Here is a 20580-nt window from a genome sequence, read left to right on the forward strand (position 1 = left end):
ATATTGTCTGAATTAAAATTCTATTCCCTAAATAATTCGACTTGCAGGAAAGCGGTAACTGAATAAATCCCCAGGAACTTACATGACTAAGTGACTGGAGTGAGCGAAGGCAGCTAACGCACATGCAGCTTGAAGTATGACGGGTAAATCCCCCTTATTTAGGAGCCAGACAGTATGGGTAGCACCACAATGGGCGTGAAACTTGATGAAGCGACACGTGACCGCATTAAAGCCGCCGCACAGCGTATTGACCGCACTCCACATTGGCTAATCAAACAGGCCATTTTTAACTATCTGGAGCGGCTGGAAAATAACAATGAGTTGCCGGAACTCCCAACAACACAGTCGCCCCCCCTATCTGAGGCGGACGACATTATGCCGCAACTCATTGAAAAAACACACCAGCCTTTCTTAGATTTCGCCGAGCAAGTGTTACCGCAATCCGTTGCCCGTGCCGCCATTACCGCAGCCTATCGCCGCCCGGAAACCGAAGCCATTCCTATGTTATTGGAGCAAGCTCGTTTACCCGCAGATTTGGCGCAGGCAACCCACAAGCTCGCTTATTCGATTGCCGAAAAGCTGCGTAATCAAAAAAGTGCGAATGGCCGGGCGGGTATCGTGCAAGGGTTGCTACAAGAATTCTCCCTGTCCTCCCAAGAAGGCGTGGCGTTGATGTGCCTTGCGGAAGCATTGCTGCGCATTCCTGACAAACCGACTCGTGACGCCCTGATCCGCGATAAAATCAGCAATGGTAACTGGCACTCTCATCTGGGCCGCAGCCCCTCCATGTTTGTCAATGCCGCCACCTGGGGCTTACTGTTTACCGGTCATCTGGTCTCTACTCACAACGAAGCCAAACTTTCCGGCTCATTGAACCGCATTATTGGCAAAGGGGGCGAACCGCTGATCCGTAAGGGCGTGGACATGGCAATGCGCTTGATGGGTGAGCAATTTGTTACCGGCGAAACCATCGCCGAGGCTTTAGCCAATGCGCGCAAACTGGAAGATAAAGGGTTCCGTTATTCTTACGATATGCTAGGTGAGGCCGCGCTGACCGAGGCAGATGCCCAAGCCTATCTGCTCTCCTATCAGCAAGCTATTCATGCTATTGGTAAAGCCTCCAATGGCCGCGGTATTTATGAAGGGCCGGGGATCTCCATCAAGCTTTCAGCCCTGCACCCGCGCTATAGCCGCGCCCAATATGAGCGCGTAATGGATGAGCTTTATCCGCGGTTGCTGGCTCTGACTTTACAAGCACGCCAGTATGATATCGGGATCAATATTGATGCAGAAGAAGCCGATCGTCTGGAAATTTCACTCGATCTACTGGAAAAACTCTGCTTTGAGCCCAAACTCGCGGGCTGGAATGGCATCGGTTTTGTTATTCAGGCTTACCAGAAACGCTGCCCGTTCACCATTGACGCGGTGATTGATATGGCACAGCGCAGCCGCCGTCGCCTGATGATTCGTTTAGTCAAAGGAGCATATTGGGACAGCGAAATCAAACGCGCTCAAGTAGACGGTCTGGAAGGTTATCCGGTATATACCCGCAAGGTTTATACTGATGTTTCTTATCTAGCCTGCGCACGCAAATTATTGGCAGTACCTAACCTGATTTACCCACAATTTGCGACGCACAACGCGCATACCTTGTCTGCGATTTATCATCTTGCAGGTCAAAACTACTATCCTGGCCAGTACGAGTTCCAATGTCTGCACGGTATGGGTGAGCCGCTGTATGAGCAAGTGGTGGGGAAAGTGGCCAATGGCAAACTGAATCGACCATGCCGTATTTATGCGCCCGTCGGCACTCATGAAACTTTACTGGCTTATCTGGTACGCCGCCTGTTGGAAAACGGGGCGAACACTTCATTTGTCAACCGCATAGCAGATGCCACACTGCCACTCGATGAGTTAGTCGCTGACCCGGTCAGTGCGGTAGAGGCTATTGCGACAAGTGAAGGCCAACTGGGGCTACCACACCCGCGCATTCCATTGCCGCGTGAGTTATATGGCAAAGAGCGTGCTAATTCCAGCGGTTTGGATCTGGCCAACGAACACCGCCTGGCTTCTCTTTCGAGCGCATTGCTTGCCAGTGCCAGTCAAGTGTGGCGCGCAGAACCGCTGATTGATGCACCGCTTGATAGTGGTGTAGAACAGCCGATTATTAACCCAGCAGAACCAACTGATATCGTCGGCTACGTCCGTGAAGCAACTGATGCGGAAGTGAGCCGAGCATTGGATGCTGCTGCCAGTGCCGGGGCGATTTGGTTTGCAACCCCACCTGTCGAGCGCGCCGCCATTTTGGTGCGAGCTGCTGAGTTGATGGAAAATCAGATGCAAACCTTGATGGGAATACTGGTACGTGAAGCCGGTAAAACCTTCAGTAATGCCATTGCGGAAGTCCGTGAAGCCGTTGATTTCCTGCACTATTACGCAGGATTAGTGCGAGATAATTTCTCCAATGATAGTCACCGCCCACTCGGCCCTGTCGTTTGCATCAGCCCATGGAACTTCCCACTGGCCATATTCACCGGGCAGGTCGCCGCCGCATTGGCCGCCGGTAATAGTGTATTGGCCAAGCCGGCAGAGCAAACTCCACTGGTTGCCGCTCAAGCTGTGCGCATCTTAATGGAGGCTGGGGTCCCACAAGGAGTTCTGCAATTGTTGCCAGGTCAAGGTGACAGTGTCGGGGCCACCTTAGTTAATGATGCTCGTGTGCGCGGTGTGATGTTTACCGGCTCAACTGAAGTTGCGGCTATTTTGCAGCGCAGTATCGCGGGCAGACTCGATCCGCAAGGCCGCCCAACCCCACTCATCGCTGAAACCGGCGGTTTGAATGCCATGATAGTTGACTCATCTGCGCTTACCGAGCAGGTGGTAACTGATGTCGTGGCGTCAGCCTTTGATAGTGCCGGTCAGCGCTGTTCGGCGTTGCGTATTCTCTGCATACAGGATGATGTGGCTGAACACACATTACAGATGCTGCGAGGCGCAATGGCTGAATGCCGTATGGGTAACCCTGAGCGCCTGTCTACAGATATCGGGCCGGTGATTGATGCTGATGCCAAAGCCGGTATTGAGCGCCATATTCAAGCCATGCGAACCAAAGGGAGAAAAGTGTATCAAGCCGCGCAAGCGAATAGTTTGGATGAGAAAGAATGGCAGCACGGCACCTTTATCAAGCCGACATTAATAGAACTGGACAGCTTTGATGAATTGCAAAAAGAGGTCTTTGGTCCGGTCCTGCACGTCGTGCGCTTCCAGCGCCAAAATCTCAGTACATTAGTTGACCAAATCAATGCCTCTGGTTATGGCTTAACTTTGGGCATTCATACTCGTATTGACGAAACCATTGCGCAGGTGACAGAAAAAGCCAAAGTGGGTAATCTCTACGTTAACCGCAATATGGTCGGCGCGGTCGTGGGAGTACAGCCTTTTGGCGGCGAAGGGCTTTCTGGCACAGGCCCTAAAGCTGGCGGCCCGCTGTATTTGTATCGTTTATTATGTAACCGCCCCGAAGATGCAGTGACAAATACGCTAATCCATCAGGATAATGGGCAAGTGCAGAATGTCTCAGGCCGTGAGGCACTGCAAGCCCCTCATCAAGCTCTGATCCTATGGGCCAATGAGCAGCAAAATACTGTGTTAGCTCCGCTGGCACAGCGTTATGGTGAGTTGGCACAAGGTGGTACCGTCCGATTGTTACCAGGGCCAACGGGTGAACGTAATACCTACGCCCTGCTCCCGCGTGAGCGAATTCTGTGCCTGGCAGATACAAAGGCGGATGCATTAACCCAACTAGCCGCAGTACTGGCCGTCGGGAGTGAAGTTCTGTGGCCGGAAAATATCGTCCAAAGTGACTTGTTCCGCACATTACCGGCGGTTGTAAAATCGCGTATTACCCTCACTCAAGATTGGCAAACGGCGGGCATCTCCTTCGATGCTGTTATCTTCCATGGCGACGCCGATCAGTTGCGTATCTTGTGTGAGCAAATAGCTCAAATTGATGGGCCTATTGTCTCAGTACAAGGCTTTGCTCGCGGCGAAACCAATATTTTGCTGGAGCGCTTGCTCATTGAGCACTCATTGAGTGTGAATACGGCAGCAGCGGGTGGGAATGCCAGCCTAATGACTATTGGCTAAATTTTCTCGGGTACCACTCTTCAGTAATGAAGTGATTAAGTGATTAAGTGATTAAGTCAGTTTTCATCCGCTAAGGCCCTTCGGGGCCTTATTTTTTGGTTGGCGAATTCAGCCCGACAAGCTGAATATTCTTCAAGATATCCCGCATGATAGGATGCAACATTGCAAGACTCTTCATTTCCTCCAGCGACATCCCGCATCATCGACTAAATGCCCTTGTGTGCTTAGCGAAGCCTAACCCATTATTAATTAATAACAAACAGCAAGGCGGCTCATAAGCCTAGCTTTCTTCTTAGTGAATATATTGTGTACAATAACTTTCAGAGGTGATAATTATATTCATGGCTGATAAAAAAATTATCGATGAGACCCATCAAATTGCTAGCCGGCGGGGAAATGGCCAATTGCGCCGTGAAATATGGGTCGACCGTTTCGGTGCTATCACGCGTTATAATTTGGCTTATATCAATCACTGTCTATCACAAGGTGATAATGGTCGAGTCGTCGGTTATGACAATGCCCATGGCTATCATCACCGCCATTATTTAGGGGCAATTGAATCGGTTGATTTTATCAGCTTTGAACAAATAGAGGATTGCTTTCAAAAGGATTGGACTTCACTAAGGAGAAGTTAATGGACAAGCTAGTCATCAAAACAGCAACCGAAGATGATTTTTTCAAACGAGGCAAAAAACTCGCTATTCTCGCAGATACTGGGCAAACATTGCCGGAAGAGCATACGATTACGTTCGAAGATCCGTTAGAGATGGTGCGAGTATTAAGTGCTGCACGCATTGTTCTGCTACGGACAGTAAAAATGTATCCGGGTTCTATCACCTCCCTTTCAACTCGCCTAAAAAGGGATCGCAGTGCCGTCACCCGCGATGTGGCTATTTTGAAAAAAGCCGGACTGGTCACTGTTGAACAAAAAGTGTTACCGGGTCACGGGCGGATGAAAGAAGTTAAAACAACAGCCCACCGCCTTAAACTTGAAGCATTCCTCTAATACTATCCACCCAAATGGGGGCCATAAAATTGCCCCCATAAAGACTTTATATTCATTACAGAAATCAGTCTGTTCAGTGATTATTTAAAAACTTGTCAAGGAACTGTCGAGTCCGTTCATGTTGAGGATGAGCAAACAACTCTTTCGCTGGACCTTGTTCAACAATTCGGCCGTGATCCATGAAAATAGCCCGGTCAGCTACATCGCGAGCAAAACTCATTTCGTGAGTGACAATGACCATTGTTCGTTTTTCCTCAGCCAGCGCACGAATAGTATTCAATACCTCACCCACCAGTTCGGGATCTAACGCCGATGTTGGCTCATCGAATAGAATAACCTGAGGTTGCATAGCTAATGCCCGGGCGATAGCAACTCGCTGTTGTTGCCCACCGGATAAGCGGCGAGGATAGGCGTCCTCCTTGCCACTTAACCCAACTTTAGCCAGCAACTCACGAGCACGTTTTTCAGCTTCAGCCCGTTTTTCACCTTTAACAATCACCGGCCCCTCAATAATGTTTTCCAGCACTGAACGGTGGGGAAACAAATTGAAGCTCTGGAATACAAAACCAACTTTCTGGCGCAATGCACGAACTTGCCGTTGCTGCTTACTAATCGGAATACTGCCATCAATCTCTATATCACCGACGCGAATAATGCCCGAGTCAGGGACTTCAAGCAGATTGATACTGCGTAATAAAGTCGTTTTTCCTGAACCACTCGGCCCGATAATCGCTATCACTTCGCCACTGTTCACTTCAAGTGAGATACCGTGCAGTACCTGTTGACCTTTAAACTGTTTGGTCAGTTCTTTAACGGCGATGGTACTCATGGCTACTCCTGATCCTGACGATTAACATGTGCTTCCAGGCGATTTTGTAATGCTGACAACACTGTCGCCATGATCCAGTAAATCAGCGAGGCCGCCAGATACATGGTGAAAACTTCCAAAGTGCGGGATGTCACCAACTGCGCCTGCCGGAAAAGTTCGGGAACCTGGATGGTGGCAGCCAGCGAAGTATCTTTTACCAGGCCGATAAAACTGTTGCCCAGTGGGGGTAAAGCAGTGCGCCCTGCTTGCGGCAATATCACCCGATAAAGTGTTTGCCAACGCGTCATCCCGATACTGGCGGCGGCTTCCCACTGCCCTTTCTCAATGGATGAAATAGCAGCACGCAATGTCTCTGATGTATAAGCGGCCGTATTCAGTGATAAGCCAATCAAAGCTGCTGGCATTGGATCCAGCTCAATCCCGAATTGTGGCAAACCATAATAAATCATGAACAATTGGGCAATGAGCGGGGTGCCGCGGAAAATGGAGACATAAAAACGAGAGAGAAGTGAAAGAGGCAGGAAGCGGGATAACCGCATCATGGCTAACATAAAACCTAATGCCAGACCAAAAAACATCCCCCCCAGACTAAGCTGGAGGGTAAACCAGGCACCTTTCAATAAAAATGGTGCTGAATCCAGCACCAATTGAATACTTTCTTGCATTATTTAGTTACATCCGCACCAAAATATTTTTCAGAAATTTTGGTCAATGTGCCATCTTTTTGCATCTCAACAATGGCTTTATTGATCGCCGCTAACAACTCAGGGTTATTCTTGCGTAATGCAACACCGGATTCCTGGCGGGCAAATGCCGGGCCTGCAACCGCCAGAGTGTCCTTGGTCTTCTTCACCAAATCCAATGCAGCTAGGCGATCAACTAAAATGGCATCCGTGCGACCTACACGAAGATCTTGATATTTAGTTGGGTCATCATCATAGGTACGAATATCAACACCTTTCAGATTTTCGCGTAACCATTGTTCATAGTTACTGCCCAAACCAACACCCACTTTTTTACCCACTAAATCTTCTGGCTTGCTGAAGTTGCCTTCATTACCTTTCTTGGTCAGAACCTGAATGCCCGATACGGTATAAGGTGTTGAGAAATCGTATTTTTTCTTGCGCTCATCTGAAATGGTGACCTGATTAATCGCCACATCAATACGCTTTGACTCCAGTGAGGCCAACATGCCATCCCACTTAGTCGGGGTGATTTTTGCTTTAACACCCATGTGTTCCGCCAATGCATTAGCGAAATCCACTTCAAAACCTGTAAGCTTTCCGTCTTCACCTTGGAAACTGAACGGTGGATAGGTTCCTTCCAACCCGACAATCAGGGTTCCTCGTTCTTTGACCTGATCTAACAGGTCGCCCGCAGCGTAAGACTTCACATTCAAGCCAGTTGCCAGTGCAACAGCCACCATGCCCAGAACTACCCGACGACGTACAATTGAAAAGCCCATACATACTCCAACTGTCATGTTTATTTTTGATATTCAACACTTTATCAGTGTTATTAATAGAATAAAGGAATATAAACTAATAACGATAGCTATAAATGGAATAAGCCATAACCAAAGGCTACACCTGCGGATGATAGGCAAATAATGCCGGTGCGCCGCCAGTATGAATAAACAAGATTGGGCCATCATCGCGAAACTTTTTCTGCTCAAGCCCATCAAGTAAGCCTGCCATTGCCTTACCGGTATAAACGGGATCCAGCAATATCCCTTCCAATCTGGCCAATAGCCCAATTGCGGCCAGCCCTTCTTCGTTTGGCATGCCATATTGCGGCGCGAAATAATCATCCCAAAGAGTGATGTCCATTAAGGCAGTTGAAATCCCAAGTGATGCCGCCAATTCTTGTTGTATCTGTATGACTTTAGGCCGTTGCTCTTGCGCTTTGCGTGATACGGTGACGCCAATCAGTTCTGCTTCAGGTAACAGTTGCTGTAAACCGACAGCCAGTCCCGCGTGGGTACCCGCACTGCCCGACGCCACAACGATAGAGCTAAAGGTGACATTCCCTGCCGACTGAGCCGCAATCTCCAATGCGCATTGCACATATCCCAAGGCTCCCAAAGCATTAGACCCGCCGACAGGCACTACGTAAGGACGAAAACCCTGCGCCTCGATGCGGATTGCCAACTCGGCCAATTGCTGATTTGGGTCATGTAATCCGTCACACATCACCACATCAACATTGAATAAATCCAGCAGCAATCGATTGCCATTGGTCAGATAATTTTCCTGCGACGTACCAATAGGATTCTCAAGCAAGGCGACACAGTGTAGCCCCAATTTTGCCGCAACTGCCGCCGTTTGGCGCACATGGTTAGATTGAATTGCCCCTGCAGTAACCAGTGTATCGGCTCCCTGTCTCAAGGCGTCGGCTGCCAAAAACTCCAGCTTACGCAGCTTATTACCCCCGAGTGCCAGCGGCGTGACATCATCACGTTTAATATAAATTTCACGTCCCAGATAGTCAGAAAGACGAGATAGTTTTTCTAATGGTGTCGCGTTACCGACTAAGTCCAGACGCGGAAATTGCGCCAGTTTATGTTGAAGCGTCACAGGCCCCCCGGGAAAAATGCATGTCACCCCCTCCAACTCAAGTGCGGAGGGAAAACATAGATTTATCAGAAGTATCACTAATAATCACTGATTTTTATTATAGATGTCGGTAAGCAATAGCGCAGGGAATATAATTAATAATAAAACGCCCGGACAGGGAGGGCCTGCCGGGCGGGGAATCACTGAGGATAATGACTTAATCGGTTTGCGTTATAGTAGAAGTGCTTTGAGTGAAAACACAGAGTTTTCTCAATTCAAAGAACTCCTGTTATCAACCTTAGTAATTCTTTTGCCATGCCAAATATTGATCATATTTACGCAAAGCAATGCGGTAATTGTTATGAGCTGCATTCGGCAATTCATCAATAATACGTTGATGCATAGTTTCGCTGGCGAATTTTTCTGCTGGATAATTTGTTGCAACCAGCATTTCATCTAATCGACGCAGACGTACAACATATTCGCGAACAGTACTATGGCTCATCTCTGTTTGTTCAAATAAATACTGTTTGAACGCCATAATATCGAAATAGCCCGGTGTACTGTTGCAATATATCTCACTACAAAAGCGGCACAATGCGGTTAATTCATGCTGAAGTTTTGACCAGACTTGATCATCGATTGGCTGATCCATACCGGCAATAGCTTCTTTATTGATAATTTGTCCACGAAAAACCAGCGCCATGCGATCGAGTTGTTTATGGCAATGTGAGCAATGAGTTTGGCCGTGCTTATAATCTTTTAAATAACGGCTCAGCGGCCGCTTTTTTAACTGAAGTCCTGGCATAAGAAGACCTGCATTAATAAAGTTAAACACTGTGATATCACTGAGCGAAAATGAATTAAGAGTCGTTATTCAGGCGGGCGCGTAAGCGTTTTATCGCCTGGCTATGAAGCTGGCTGACGCGGGATTCCCCCACCTCCAGCACTGCCCCGATTTCTTTCAGGTTCAGCTCTTCCTGGTAATACAGCGTCAACACCATTTTTTCACGTTCCGGCAGGGCCTCGATCGCTTCAATGACTCGTTGGCGCAGATTTCCTTCCAATAAATGTTGCAGCGGATTGGCATCCTCATGCCCTTCCAGCATGGGTTCGACGCTTTCCCCATGCTCTTCCCGCCATTCGTCATAGGAGAAAAGCTGACTGTTGTTGGTATCCAACAAAATTTGACGATATTCCGCCAAATCGATATCAAGGATTTGCGCGACTTCCTGCTCAGTCGCCGGGCGTCCGAGCCGTTGTTCAACCTTTTGCATGGCACTGGCAACTTCGCGAGCATTGCGTCGTACACTGCGTGGTGCCCAATCCCGGCTACGCAATTCATCCAACATCGCGCCACGTATACGCTGTACCGCATAAGTGGTAAATGCGGTTCCTTGTAAAGCGTCGTAACGCTCAACAGCATTCAGCAGACCAATCCCCCCAGCCTGCAACAAATCGTCCAATTCCACACTGGCCGGCAGGCGCACCTGCAAACGCAATGCCTCGTGGCGAACCAGAGGAACATAACGTTGCCAGAGGGAATTCTTGTCCATCACGCCTTCGGCGGTATACAGATCGCTCACTAGACAGGCACCTAAGGGTAAGAGAGTCGTACCATTATCCTGTCCGGTCAGTCAGACAATCGTCTGAATAGGCCTATAAAAAGGCGGCTATTTGACTTATGCCCATCACTTTTACTGGTAACGTATTACTATTATTGAAAAAATAGAGCGGTAAATAGATGTAAAAACCTCTCAAAACAAACAATTAGCGCCCAGTTTGAACCTATTCTCTTAGGAAATAGTTTTGTCTATTATTTCCTAAGAGTGAGGTGTAAATGTCGATAGAAAAACCCCGCCGAATAAGGCGGGGTTGCATAATGCTGTGTTTGGGAAAAAATTAACGCAGCAGAGACAATACAGTTTGTGGAACCTGATTTGCCTGGGCCAGTACAGAAGTACCTGCTTGTTGCAGGATTTGAGCACGGCTCATGTTTGATACTTCAGTAGAGTAATCAGCATCTTGGATGCGGCTACGAGCTGAAGTCAGGTTGTTAGTGGTATTGTTCAGGTTAGTGATGGTAGATTCAAAACGGTTCTGAGAAGCACCCAGTGAGCTACGTTGAGTATCAACCGCTTTCAGAGCAGCATCGATATCAGCCAGTGGGGTAGTACCTGTTGCAGCGCCGGTGCCATCAACTTTACCTTTCAACACATCAAAACCTTCAGCAGCAACTTTACGCAGGTTGCCGTTAACCAATGCACCAGCATCAGTTGCAGCTTTCGCGGCTGGAGTTTTGATAGCAGAACTAACAGAAGAAGTTAAAGTTGACTCTGCATTCGTAGTTGCAGTTGCCAGCGTTTTATCAGCAACTGCTTTAGCAGCAGTAGTGGCTTCCGGAGTCGCCAGACCATCAGCAGCAGCGTAAGCAGCATTTTTTGCAGTCAGCGCGGTAGCAACGGCTGAATCACGAGAGCTTAATGCTGAATCGATAGCTGTTTTCAGCGTAGCGTCACCAGCTGGATTCAATTTATCAGAAAAAGTTTTATTGGCAGCAGTAGCAGCAGTGTTGAAGGTAGTATCAGCTCCGGCTTTAGCAAGTGCTAATGCATCGTCAGCAGCTGTAATTGCAGTTGGGTCACCAGCAGCAGCAGTAATCGCAGCTGTATGAGTGGTTGTCGCTGTTGCATAAGAAGCAACTTTAGTCGTCAATGCGCCGTCTACTGCGGTGTTACGCGTTTTAGCCAAAGCACCCGTAGTGTCAGCCAGAGCAACAGCTGTATTGTAGGTTGCAGAAGCTGTTTCTAATGAACCGTTAGTATTGATTTGTGATGAAGAAGTGCCATCTGCCCCAGCAGTTGCCAAGTTCCAGCCTGAGCTTGCACCAATGTTGATGCCGATGCTTTGACCATCTTGTGCGCCAACCTGGAAAGCATAAGTAGAGTCAGCCGCTGTACGGTTATCCAGAACTTTGATACCGTTGAAGTCAGTTTGTTTAGTTACGCGGTTGATTTCTTCCATACGCTGGTTAACTTCAGACTGGATGGAGTCGATATCTGATGCAGAGTTAGAGCTGTTTTGCGCCTGAACAGTCAGGTCACGAACGCGCTGCAAGTTGTTGTTGATTTCGCCCAATGCGCCTTCAGCGGTTTGTGCGATAGAGATACCGTCGTTCGCGTTACGTGCAGCAACAGTCAAGCCGTTGATGTTAGAAGTGAAACGGTTAGCAATCGCCTGACCAGCAGCATCATCTTTAGCGCTGTTAATACGCAGACCAGAAGACAAACGCTCAATGGCGGTGCCTAAAGAAGACTGGGATTTGTTCAGGTTGTTCTGAGTCAGCAGAGACAAGCTGTTAGTGTTAATTACCGCCATAGTATTATTCCTTAAATGCTGTTGGGTTATGGTTTGGGCTTACTGCCCACGGCTTCATCACCGTCCTAACTTGTATCGGCGCTCTTTAAGGAACCTTTAGCTATTCGACAAAATAATTTAAAAAAATTATATTACTGGATTGTTATCCCTCTTTTATTTACATACCTATTCAATGGCGGAAATAACGCCCTGTTATCCCCTGTTATTCCTCCCATCACTATTTATATTTTATGTGTAAACTTTTTCTATCCTTTGCCGATAACCATGGTAACGACACTTGAATATTAAGGATTAGACATGGCAAGTATCAGTGCATTGGGCACCGGTTCTGGAATGGATTTGAATACACTATTGTCACAGTTATCCGCAGCGGAGCAAACTCGCCTGACGCCGTTAACTACGCAACAGACTAGCTATAAAGCCAAGCTGACCGCATTTAGTGTATTACAAAGTGCGTTAGCCAAAGTTGAAACGGCATCGGCAGCCCTAAAGAAAGCAGATACATTGACCAGCACTGCGGTCAGTAGCACCAATACAGCATTCAGCGCAGTGACTGACAGCGCGGCCAGTGCTGGCAACTACAGTATTGAAGTCGCCAACTTGGCTAAAGCTCAATCACTGCTGTCCAAAGAAGTGCCGAATAGCGCGGACAAGTTAGGCAACGATAATGCCACCCGCACTATCACTATTACCCAGCCCGGCAAAACAAAGCCAACAGAAATAACTCTGACCAGTGAGCAAACATCTCTGACTGGAATGCGTGATGCAATCAATAAACAGGAAACTGGAATTAGCGCCAGTATCATGAAAGCCGATGATAATACTTATTATCTGGCATTAACCTCGAAAGATACTGGTACCCAATCAGAAATGACTGTCAGTGTCACAGGTGATGATAAGCTAAATGATTTCCTAAACTATACACCAAGCAGCACTGGTGGTAGTGGCGGCATGACGCAAAAAGTCGCTGCTGAAGATGCAAAATTGACCGTAAATGGCGTATCAATCGTCCGTCAGAGCAACACCATCACCGATGCTCCTCAAGGTGTGACATTAACCTTGAAAGCTTTGACCAAAACAGCTGAACCAGAACAATTGAGCATTACCCGCGATGCGACTGCCACCAAAGCTGCGGTCCAAAGTTTTGTTGACGCCTATAACTCATTGCAAACGACTTTTGCCTCTTTAACTAAATATACAGCGGTTGAACAAGGTAAAGATCAATCAGCCAGTAATGGTGCATTGGTCGGCGATGGGACATTACGTAATATCCAAACCCAGTTAAAAAGTCAGTTGGCCTCATCACAACCCGGCGAAGTAAAAACACTGGCCAGTATCGGGATTACACAAGATCTTAATGGCAAACTGGTTATCGACTCAACCAAACTGGATGCAGCACTGAAAGATAAGCCTAATGGCGTGACTAGTTTCTTTGTTGGTGATGGTGAAAAAACGGGTTTTGCGACCCAGATGGACAATTTACTGAATACAGCTCTTGATAGCAGCAAAGGCACACTAAAAAGTGCCACCGACGGTATCAGTAAGTCATTAAAAAATCTGGATACTCAGGTTACAGCAACTACAGCCAGTATCACTGCCACCATTGAGCGCTATAAAACGCAATTTACTCAATTAGATAAAATGATGACGTCAATGAAAAGTACTGCCAGTTTCTTGACACAGCAATTCAGTTCATAAGGATAGCTATGTACAGCCAATCAGGTGCCCAGGCTTATCAAAAAGTCGGGTTGGAAAGTGGTGTAATGAATGCCAGCCCTCATCAATTGATAATGATGTTGTTCGACGGGGCGCAAAGCGCCCTGATTCGTGCAAGAATATTAATGAGTCAGGGGGAAAGTTCAGGTAAAGGCGCTGCATTATCCAAGGCCATTAACATTATTAATAATGGGCTGAGTGCAGGCCTTGATATGGAAAAAGGCGGTGAGCTGGCGCAGAACTTGTCAGCTTTATATGACTATATGTCGCGGCGCTTGCTGCATGCCAACTTGCATAATGACGAACAGGCAATTACCGAAGTGCTCGCTTTGCTCGAAAATATTGCGGATGCCTGGCGGCAAATTGGCCCCAATTATCAACCTGATTAGGACCCCATTTAATGGAACGTCACCAGCACCTTTTGTCCGATTATCAACAAATCCTGACCCTCAGCGAGCAAATGTTAATGCTGGCGACCGAGGGCAATTGGGATGCGCTGGTTGATCTCGAAATGACTTACCTTAAAGCGGTTGAAAAAACCGCTAACATCACTATTTCTTCCTGCTCATCGCTCGTACTACAAGAGTTATTACGGGAGAAATTAAGAGTAATTTTAGATAATGAAATCGAGATTAAGCGTTTATTGCAACTGCGTCTTGATGCATTAAGTGAGCTGGTTGGGCAATCCACAAGGCAGCAGGCTGTTAATAATACTTACGGCCAGTTTCCTGACCATGCATTACTACTAGGTGAAACACAGTAATCTCTAGCAAGAGAAATTATAAAATATCGATTTGTTACTGAATAGTCGCATGCAATTGCAATTATTAACATGACAATCAATTTTTATGGTCATTATTTTTAACATGGGATTATATTGACAGTAACAATTACTCATATCTAACTGGCTATTATTCTCACTCTTAATACTTTTCGCTAAAATAGTCAGTTACTGTAAATTTTCTATTAAAATAAGTTGCTAGTCGGCTATTCAAAGCGTAAAGATATTCTCAGGCCAAAATTGCGAAATGAATATCGATGGAACGTACAATTAATTTTTGCCCCGGAGTGGGTAGCTCTGCACATGTTATTCAACACACAGAGCTACTACTCACCTCAGTCTATATTGAGCATCCCTTGCTCATTATGGTCAATCGTGGGCATAAAATCATTCGCTGGGATAATCAAGAGTGCATTATTCGAACAGGTGAAATAGTTGCAGTCAGTAGCGGCCAAACGATTGATGTAATTAATGGCTTATCTGATGAGGGGTTATTTTTTAGCCATCAACTCCGCTGTGACCCTCGCCTGATAGCCACCTTTGCCAATCATCCTGCATCAGCCGGTCTTGGGGCTATTTCAGGAGTATTGCCTGTGCGGGATTTAGCCCCTGAATTTATTAATACATTTGGGAATATATTTAAAGCAATATCTGACTCTGGTGATATTCCCCCAAGTATCGTCAGGCACCGCATGCTTGAACTGTTACTATGGCTGGCTCAGCGCGGCGTTAAATTTAGACTCAATGATAGCCATTCATTAAGTGAAAAGGTACGGCGCTGCCTGGCCATTGATCCACATAAAATATGGTCTGCGGCAGAAGTTGCCGATCATATGGCAATGAGTGAAGTCGTATTACGGCGAAAATTAGCGGCCGAAAATATACTATTACGTGATTTGATGATTGATGTACGCATGACCAGCGCGCTACGTTTATTGCAAGGTACTGATTGGCCTATTTCATTAATTGCCAGTCAGGTGGGTTATGAAAGTGCCTCACGTTTTGCAGAACGTTTTCGTAAACGTTTTGGATTTGCGCCGACGGCCATACGCGGGCATCATCGCTTACAACCCCACGACAATGATCCCCCCCCGGTAAGCTATCATAGTTATTTAAACCTAATTTAAGTCGATATGAACTTGTTTAGTCTCTAGTGGAGCCATCTTCTATATGGTTTGCTTATTTTGCTAACCCATGCCATCACATCTCTATTCAGATACCCCACCTCTTTTACCGATAATCATCCGTACTGCTAAATACTGCTTTTAGATATTCTGCGCGTTAAAACATTATATTTAACTCTGTCACTAGTTTTTTCCTCCAGCCATGTAGAGTTAATATAAACAAAAGTCTTTATAATCATACAATTAATTATAAGCCACTGAAAAAAAGGGAAATATGTCACATACCTGAGTACATTCTATGATTAAAGTTGATTAAATAATAATCTCTCGGGGTGACGATAATGCCCAGTAATCTGTTCGGACTAAAAAGTCGCTATCCATTGCATATCCAGATTGCAGCTCTCTTTACTTTGCTGATTGTCTCAATCGGAACCGTCATTATTATTTTCGGTCATAGCCAACTGACTAAATTGACTGAAATTAGCACCAATAGGCAATATCAAAAAACCGGAGAGGCCATTGCGGCAGAATTGGAGGCGGTAACTCGCCCCATGATGATGTCTGTTAACATCCTTGCCAGTATGCAAATCACAGAATTATCGACACTGGAACAGCGAATGGCTTTCGTCGGTAAATTCATTGAAATTTTGAAACAGAATGACTATGCCAGTGCCGTTTATAGTGCCTATCCTAATGGTGATTTATTTATGCTACGGCGTCTGACAGACGCTAATCGTGTATTATTTCATGCTCCAGCAGGGGCCGAATGGATGGTTCAAAGTAACCGTTTTCTCGATAGCATCCCAGAAAAAAGGTTTATATATCTCAACGAAAAGCAGCAGGTAATAGCTGTTATGCCACGTGATAATGATAACTATGACCCCAGAAGGCGGGATTGGTTTATTCTGGCCTCGGCAAGCCCGACACTCATCACCTCCCCTATCTATATTTTCAAAGGTACCGGTGAAGCGGGTTTTACCTATAGCCGTCGGTCTGAAAATAATCAGGCTGTCATTGGGTTAGATGTTTCACTGGCTTCGCTATCACAGTTTTTAATAAGACAAAATCTTCCACCGGGTAGCCAAGCCATTATTATCAATTCCCGTGGTGAAGTTATTGCGAGTCTACCTAAGACTAAAGAGAATACAGCCCCCGTTGATAATTCAGAGAAACAGGTTCCGGTATTACAGACATTGTTGAATACCCAAGACAGTCGCTCTAATCTGGAAGGAAGTGATATCAACCGCAGCATCCTGTTTGAAGCACAAAATAAACGCTGGTACGGCTCAGTTGTTGATATCAATAATGGCGATAACAAATATCAGTTGGTTATTGCCACGCCAGCCAGTTACCTCACTGCTGATGCGAATTCCATCCGTAATCATTCAACCTTTATTGCATTTATCCTATTGATGCTCAGCTTGCCACTGGTTTGGTATTTCTCACGAAAAATATCTAGCCCACTTATTCGTCTTCGCCAAGATGCCGACGCCATAAGCCACTTGCATTTTGAGGAACGTGAGTCAGAACACTCGATGATTGAAGAAGTGGATGAGCTACACAAATCAATGTCAAAAATGAAATCGACACTGAAACAGTTTATTTCTATGGGCAATATGCTGACGGCTGAAAACAACTTCTTTCGTCAGATGCAGGGGCTGCTAAGTGAAACAACTGAAATTGCAGCGATGAAGGGAGGGATTATCTTCCTTGCCAATAAAGATGATGGAGTTTTCACACCAACAGCATTCCGCTGGAATGGCGAAAATATCTCAGTGGCAGACATGTCTCCATTAGAAATAAAAGAAAATAACTTCGCCACTTTCCAGTCAGTGCTGGAGGGGCAAACTATTGCCGGCACACTAAATAAAGAAAATATATTCAGCCAATTACAAGATTTTTTGCAACCTTATTTACCCTTGCGGTTTGTTGCTGTACCCATGAAAACGCATGATAAGCAACTCTTAGGCTTTTTGCTGCTATTCAACCCTTATCAATTAAATGCAGAGCGTGAGCGCTCGAAAATTCAGTTAGTTAATGCACTGGTCGGCAGCTTATCTGTTTCAGTAGAAACACAGCAATTATTACAAGAGCAAAAAAATCTACTCAATGCCTTCATAGAACTTATTGCTGGCGCCATCGATGCTAAAAGTGCATATACCGGAGGGCATTGTCAAAGAGTGCCTGAAATAACCGAAATGCTCGCCAGAGCCGCCGTTAATACCAAAGAGGGGCCTTTCGCCAACTTTAGTTTATCAGAAAATGAGTGGGAAGAACTGCATACAGCATGCTGGTTACATGACTGCGGCAAGATAACGACACCAGAATTTGTTGTGGATAAATCAACGAAACTGGAATTAATCTATGACCGCATCCATGAAATAAGGATGAGATTTGAGGTCTTAAAACGTGAAAAAGAAATTGCCTTCTTGCGTCGCCATGCCAAATTCAATACCAACGAGGCCGAGCAGCAATTATTGGCGACTGAATTAAGTCAATTGGATGATGATTTTTACTTTATTGCTCACTGCAATGTCGGTGGTGAATTTATGTCCGATGAAGCTATCGCGCGTATACAACGTATTGCCGAATATCGCTGGACTCGTACATTAGACGATACAGCAGGGATTGCTCATGAAGAACGGGAACGTAAAACACGACAACCCACTGCTTCATTGCCAGTACAAGAACCGATGTTGGCCGATAAAAAAGAGCATCTTATTTATCGTGATAATAAAAACAAGCGTCCAGAATATTATGATTTTAAAATCCCAGAACCAACTTTGCTCTATAACCGAGGGGAGATTTATAACCTCAGCATTCGGCGTGGAACATTGACAGAAGAAGACCGCTATAAAATAAATGAGCACATTATGCAGACCATTGTGATGCTCAAAAAACTACCCTTCCCGCGTACAATGGCAAATGTACCTACCATTGCAGGTGGGCATCATGAGCGCATGGACGGCAAGGGATATCCCTATCAACTCACTTATAAACAGATGAGTATTCCTGTTAGGATGATGGCTATCGCCGATGTATTTGAAGCATTGACCGCAGCTGATCGCCCTTATAAACCAGGAAAATTGTTATCCGAAGCGCTAAATATCATGCTGAATATGGTGAATGAGAATCATCTGGACAAAGAGCTATTTATTTTATTCCTACAATCCGGGATCTGGCATGAATATGCCCTGGCGCATTTGCAAGCAGACAAAGTGGATAACGTTGATATTTCAGTTCTACTGCAAAAAATTGGCCATCAGGAAGTTTCATTAGCAGAAACTACATAGATACCGTTCCTTATTAAGCGGTGGGTACTCTATTTTAACTCACTCACCGCTTTCTTCCTGACTCTTTCAATAAATCTGCTTAACCACACTCCAGCGCCTTTAGTCATCTCCTTGCCGTTAGTAGTGAATAATAAATAGCATGCAAAAAACGGAGTGTATGCCACGAAGAATTAACGCTATGCTTTAGCTTTGCGCTGGCACCACAATAGGATCCTCGGGTATGTTTTATAGCTATGGTGAAACAGAGATTAATCATCTTAAACGGCGGGATAAAAAGATGGCAGCAGCTATTGATCGGCTAGGAATGATAGCCCGCCCATTATCACCCGATTTGTTTGCTGCGCTGATAAGAAACATTGTTGACCAACAAATTTCAGTTAAAGCGGCACTGACTGTCAATGCGCGCCTGGTGATATTATTGGGCAATATAACACCGCTAACGGTTGCCGCGGCATCTATAGAAGCGATCCAAAGATGTGGGATGACCATGCGCAAAGCTGGGTATATTAAAGGTGCGGCGGATGCTGCGCTCAATGGTTCACTTGATTTATTGGCTATTTCTCAATTGCCAGATAATGAGGTTATTACCCAACTATCGAGCCTTAATGGTGTGGGTATTTGGACAGCAGAAATGCTGCTTATTTCCTCACTATCTCGCCCGGATATACTCAGTTGGGGTGATTTGGCGATCCGCCGCGGTATGATGAATTTATATCGCCATAAAACACTGACGCGAGAACGTTTTGAACAATATCGCCGCCGTTACACACCTTATGGCACAACCGCATCCCTGTATTTATGGGCATTGTCACATGAAGAAATCGTGTAACATACCCAATAAAGATGATGAGTATCCAACCCTATTCCTCAAGATACTGGCCGCTCATTCTCTCTAAAGCATTTGCCAGTGTTTTAATATTAATACATGCCGGGTTTGGGCTCCCAAATTTTGAAGTACAGCTGTTTTTCATTTTCCCAACCCAATAAGCCTTAATAATAGATACATCGACTAATTTCATACATGCAATCCGTTCTTTTTTGGCATATCGATTACTGCAAACTGCTTCTGACACTTTCATTATGGCTGGGATGGGCAAAAGAGAGGGAGGTTCGCTAGCAATGGTAATAACTGGAAAAGAAACGAGGAATATGGTCAAAAAACATCTCATGCAGCCACCTATATAAACTAATTTGATTGATAAATACCGCTTCAAATTATTACATAAATGTACAGTGAGAGTTTGTTATGAGGTGCGAAATCTATTATCACAAGAGCAATATATTTCTTGGGCTGGCATATTATTGCTCAAAGCCCAAGTTATTTTATTAGGTAACAAGAGGGCCTGTTAAACCCCCATATTCATCACGTCCTGATAAGCCGCTACCAACTTATTGCGCACTTGAATCCCGAGCTGTAAAGAGACAGATGATTTCTGCATATTCACCATCACATCATTAAGACCGACACCGGGCACCCCTAGCTCAAAATTTTGCGCCAAAGTACGGGCAGTCTGCTGGTTTTCACTGATTTTGCCGATAGCCGCTTTTAACTCGCTGGCAAAACCGGCCTCAGCTGGCAGCGTTTTCGCTGAGCCAGATGCTTGCAATGCGGTAACCTGCAACTGCTGTAAAACCCCTTCGATACCTTGAACAGACATGCTCATCCCCAGAATGCTTCAGTTGGTCAATAACTGCGTGGCAAATAGGTCCTTTAGTGCGGTTATTTGTCATCAAGCAGGTATTACTTTTTTC

The 20580-nt window shown here is 45.8% G+C and carries 18 protein-coding genes; 9 read left to right on the plus strand and 9 right to left on the minus strand.

All coding sequences use genetic code 11. From position 1 onward, the window contains the following. Nucleotides 1-174 precede the first annotated feature (174 nt). The 3 genes from putA to F0T03_RS12790 all read left to right on the plus strand — a co-directional run bounded on the left by putA (nucleotide 175) and on the right by F0T03_RS12790 (nucleotide 5152). The gene (gene putA, locus F0T03_RS12780; RefSeq protein WP_159678761.1) at nucleotides 175-4146 is read left to right on the plus strand and encodes a trifunctional transcriptional regulator/proline dehydrogenase/L-glutamate gamma-semialdehyde dehydrogenase; all 3972 of its coding nucleotides are present in this window, start codon (nucleotides 175-177) and stop codon (nucleotides 4144-4146) included. Nucleotides 4147-4487: 341 nt separating this feature from the next. Further along, nucleotides 4488-4781 (plus strand): toxin-antitoxin system TumE family protein, encoded by a 294-nt coding sequence (locus F0T03_RS12785; protein WP_145555788.1) that lies wholly within the window; start codon nucleotides 4488-4490, stop codon nucleotides 4779-4781. Continuing rightward, on the plus strand, nucleotides 4781-5152 hold the full coding sequence (locus F0T03_RS12790) for an HVO_A0114 family putative DNA-binding protein (RefSeq protein WP_145555787.1): 372 nt from the start codon (nucleotides 4781-4783) through the stop codon (nucleotides 5150-5152). The genes F0T03_RS12785 and F0T03_RS12790 overlap by 1 nt, the downstream gene beginning before the upstream one ends. A 73-nt stretch (nucleotides 5153-5225) precedes the next feature. On the opposite strand, the gene tcyN is transcribed toward F0T03_RS12790, so the two are convergent. The 7 genes from tcyN to F0T03_RS12825 form a co-directional block, all read right to left on the minus strand. After that, nucleotides 5226-5981, minus strand: coding sequence for an L-cystine ABC transporter ATP-binding protein TcyN (gene tcyN, locus F0T03_RS12795; protein ID WP_145555786.1), 756 nt, complete (start codon nucleotides 5979-5981; stop codon nucleotides 5226-5228). A gap of 2 nt (nucleotides 5982-5983) precedes the next feature. Further along, nucleotides 5984-6646, minus strand: coding sequence for a cystine ABC transporter permease (tcyL, locus tag F0T03_RS12800; protein WP_032820934.1), 663 nt, complete (start codon nucleotides 6644-6646; stop codon nucleotides 5984-5986). Further along, nucleotides 6646-7446, minus strand: a complete 801-nt coding sequence (tcyJ, locus tag F0T03_RS12805; RefSeq protein ID WP_145555785.1) for a cystine ABC transporter substrate-binding protein — start codon at nucleotides 7444-7446, stop codon at nucleotides 6646-6648. The genes tcyL and tcyJ overlap by 1 nt, the downstream gene beginning before the upstream one ends. A gap of 118 nt (nucleotides 7447-7564) precedes the next feature. After that, nucleotides 7565-8557, minus strand: a complete 993-nt coding sequence (locus F0T03_RS12810) for a D-cysteine desulfhydrase (protein WP_159678763.1) — start codon at nucleotides 8555-8557, stop codon at nucleotides 7565-7567. 277 nt (nucleotides 8558-8834) lie between these two features. Further along, the gene (fliZ, locus tag F0T03_RS12815) at nucleotides 8835-9344 is read right to left on the minus strand and encodes a flagella biosynthesis regulatory protein FliZ (protein WP_005160338.1); all 510 of its coding nucleotides are present in this window, start codon (nucleotides 9342-9344) and stop codon (nucleotides 8835-8837) included. Nucleotides 9345-9399: 55 nt separating this feature from the next. Next, complete coding sequence (locus F0T03_RS12820; protein ID WP_129196656.1) at nucleotides 9400-10122, minus strand: RNA polymerase sigma factor FliA; 723 nt, start codon at nucleotides 10120-10122, stop codon at nucleotides 9400-9402. Between the two features lie 316 nt (nucleotides 10123-10438). Beyond that, nucleotides 10439-11914 carry a flagellin N-terminal helical domain-containing protein gene (locus F0T03_RS12825; RefSeq protein WP_159678765.1) on the minus strand — a complete coding sequence of 492 codons (1476 nt, stop codon included), beginning with the start codon at nucleotides 11912-11914 and terminating at the stop codon, nucleotides 10439-10441. Between the two features lie 297 nt (nucleotides 11915-12211). Here F0T03_RS12825 and fliD point away from each other — a divergent pair, with 297 nt between their 5' ends. The 6 genes from fliD to F0T03_RS12855 all read left to right on the plus strand — a co-directional run bounded on the left by fliD (nucleotide 12212) and on the right by F0T03_RS12855 (nucleotide 19657). Further along, complete coding sequence (gene fliD / locus F0T03_RS12830) at nucleotides 12212-13612, plus strand: flagellar filament capping protein FliD (protein ID WP_145553699.1); 1401 nt, start codon at nucleotides 12212-12214, stop codon at nucleotides 13610-13612. An 8-nt stretch (nucleotides 13613-13620) separates the two neighbouring features. Continuing rightward, nucleotides 13621-14019: a flagellar export chaperone FliS gene (gene fliS, locus F0T03_RS12835; protein ID WP_145553697.1), complete on the plus strand. Its 399-nt coding sequence runs from the start codon at nucleotides 13621-13623 to the stop codon at nucleotides 14017-14019. Between the two features lie 11 nt (nucleotides 14020-14030). Next, entirely contained in the window at nucleotides 14031-14393 is a 363-nt protein-coding gene (gene fliT, locus F0T03_RS12840) for a flagella biosynthesis regulatory protein FliT (protein ID WP_145562761.1), read from the plus strand. A 275-nt stretch (nucleotides 14394-14668) separates the two neighbouring features. Continuing rightward, on the plus strand, nucleotides 14669-15538 hold the full coding sequence (locus F0T03_RS12845; protein WP_145555931.1) for a helix-turn-helix transcriptional regulator: 870 nt from the start codon (nucleotides 14669-14671) through the stop codon (nucleotides 15536-15538). A gap of 338 nt (nucleotides 15539-15876) precedes the next feature. Further along, complete coding sequence (locus tag F0T03_RS12850; RefSeq protein ID WP_159678767.1) at nucleotides 15877-18828, plus strand: HD domain-containing phosphohydrolase; 2952 nt, start codon at nucleotides 15877-15879, stop codon at nucleotides 18826-18828. 220 nt (nucleotides 18829-19048) lie between these two features. Further along, nucleotides 19049-19657, plus strand: coding sequence for a DNA-3-methyladenine glycosylase family protein (locus tag F0T03_RS12855; RefSeq protein WP_159678769.1), 609 nt, complete (start codon nucleotides 19049-19051; stop codon nucleotides 19655-19657). A gap of 31 nt (nucleotides 19658-19688) precedes the next feature. Here the strand turns inward: F0T03_RS12855 and F0T03_RS12860 are convergent, their stop codons facing one another. Beyond that, nucleotides 19689-19847 carry a hypothetical protein gene (locus F0T03_RS12860; RefSeq protein WP_246169896.1) on the minus strand — a complete coding sequence of 53 codons (159 nt, stop codon included), beginning with the start codon at nucleotides 19845-19847 and terminating at the stop codon, nucleotides 19689-19691. Nucleotides 19848-20174: 327 nt separating this feature from the next. Next, on the minus strand, nucleotides 20175-20486 hold the full coding sequence (gene fliE, locus F0T03_RS12865; protein WP_050075385.1) for a flagellar hook-basal body complex protein FliE: 312 nt from the start codon (nucleotides 20484-20486) through the stop codon (nucleotides 20175-20177). Nucleotides 20487-20580 lie beyond the last annotated feature (94 nt).

The sequence above is a fragment of the Yersinia canariae genome, from assembly GCF_009831415.1.
GTDB classification, from domain to species: Bacteria; Pseudomonadota; Gammaproteobacteria; order Enterobacterales; family Enterobacteriaceae; genus Yersinia; species Yersinia canariae.

Excerpts from the sequence above, each read along its gene's own strand:
- putA (WP_159678761.1), top strand. The coding sequence starts at position 175 with ATGGGTAGCACCACAATGGGCGTGAAACTTGATGAAGCGACACGTGAC.
- F0T03_RS12785 (WP_145555788.1), top strand. The coding sequence starts at position 4,488 with ATGGCTGATAAAAAAATTATCGATGAGACCCATCAAATTGCTAGCCGG.
- F0T03_RS12790 (WP_145555787.1), top strand. The coding sequence starts at position 4,781 with ATGGACAAGCTAGTCATCAAAACAGCAACCGAAGATGATTTTTTCAAA.
- tcyN (WP_145555786.1), bottom strand. The coding sequence starts at position 5,981 with ATGAGTACCATCGCCGTTAAAGAACTGACCAAACAGTTTAAAGGTCAA.
- tcyL (WP_032820934.1), bottom strand. The coding sequence starts at position 6,646 with ATGCAAGAAAGTATTCAATTGGTGCTGGATTCAGCACCATTTTTATTG.
- tcyJ (WP_145555785.1), bottom strand. The coding sequence starts at position 7,446 with ATGGGCTTTTCAATTGTACGTCGTCGGGTAGTTCTGGGCATGGTGGCT.
- fliZ (WP_005160338.1), bottom strand. The coding sequence starts at position 9,344 with ATGCCAGGACTTCAGTTAAAAAAGCGGCCGCTGAGCCGTTATTTAAAA.
- F0T03_RS12825 (WP_159678765.1), bottom strand. The coding sequence starts at position 11,914 with ATGGCGGTAATTAACACTAACAGCTTGTCTCTGCTGACTCAGAACAAC.
- fliD (WP_145553699.1), top strand. The coding sequence starts at position 12,212 with ATGGCAAGTATCAGTGCATTGGGCACCGGTTCTGGAATGGATTTGAAT.
- fliS (WP_145553697.1), top strand. The coding sequence starts at position 13,621 with ATGTACAGCCAATCAGGTGCCCAGGCTTATCAAAAAGTCGGGTTGGAA.
- fliT (WP_145562761.1), top strand. The coding sequence starts at position 14,031 with ATGGAACGTCACCAGCACCTTTTGTCCGATTATCAACAAATCCTGACC.
- F0T03_RS12845 (WP_145555931.1), top strand. The coding sequence starts at position 14,669 with ATGGAACGTACAATTAATTTTTGCCCCGGAGTGGGTAGCTCTGCACAT.
- F0T03_RS12850 (WP_159678767.1), top strand. The coding sequence starts at position 15,877 with ATGCCCAGTAATCTGTTCGGACTAAAAAGTCGCTATCCATTGCATATC.
- F0T03_RS12855 (WP_159678769.1), top strand. The coding sequence starts at position 19,049 with ATGTTTTATAGCTATGGTGAAACAGAGATTAATCATCTTAAACGGCGG.
- F0T03_RS12860 (WP_246169896.1), bottom strand. The coding sequence starts at position 19,847 with ATGAAATTAGTCGATGTATCTATTATTAAGGCTTATTGGGTTGGGAAA.
- fliE (WP_050075385.1), bottom strand. The coding sequence starts at position 20,486 with ATGTCTGTTCAAGGTATCGAAGGGGTTTTACAGCAGTTGCAGGTTACC.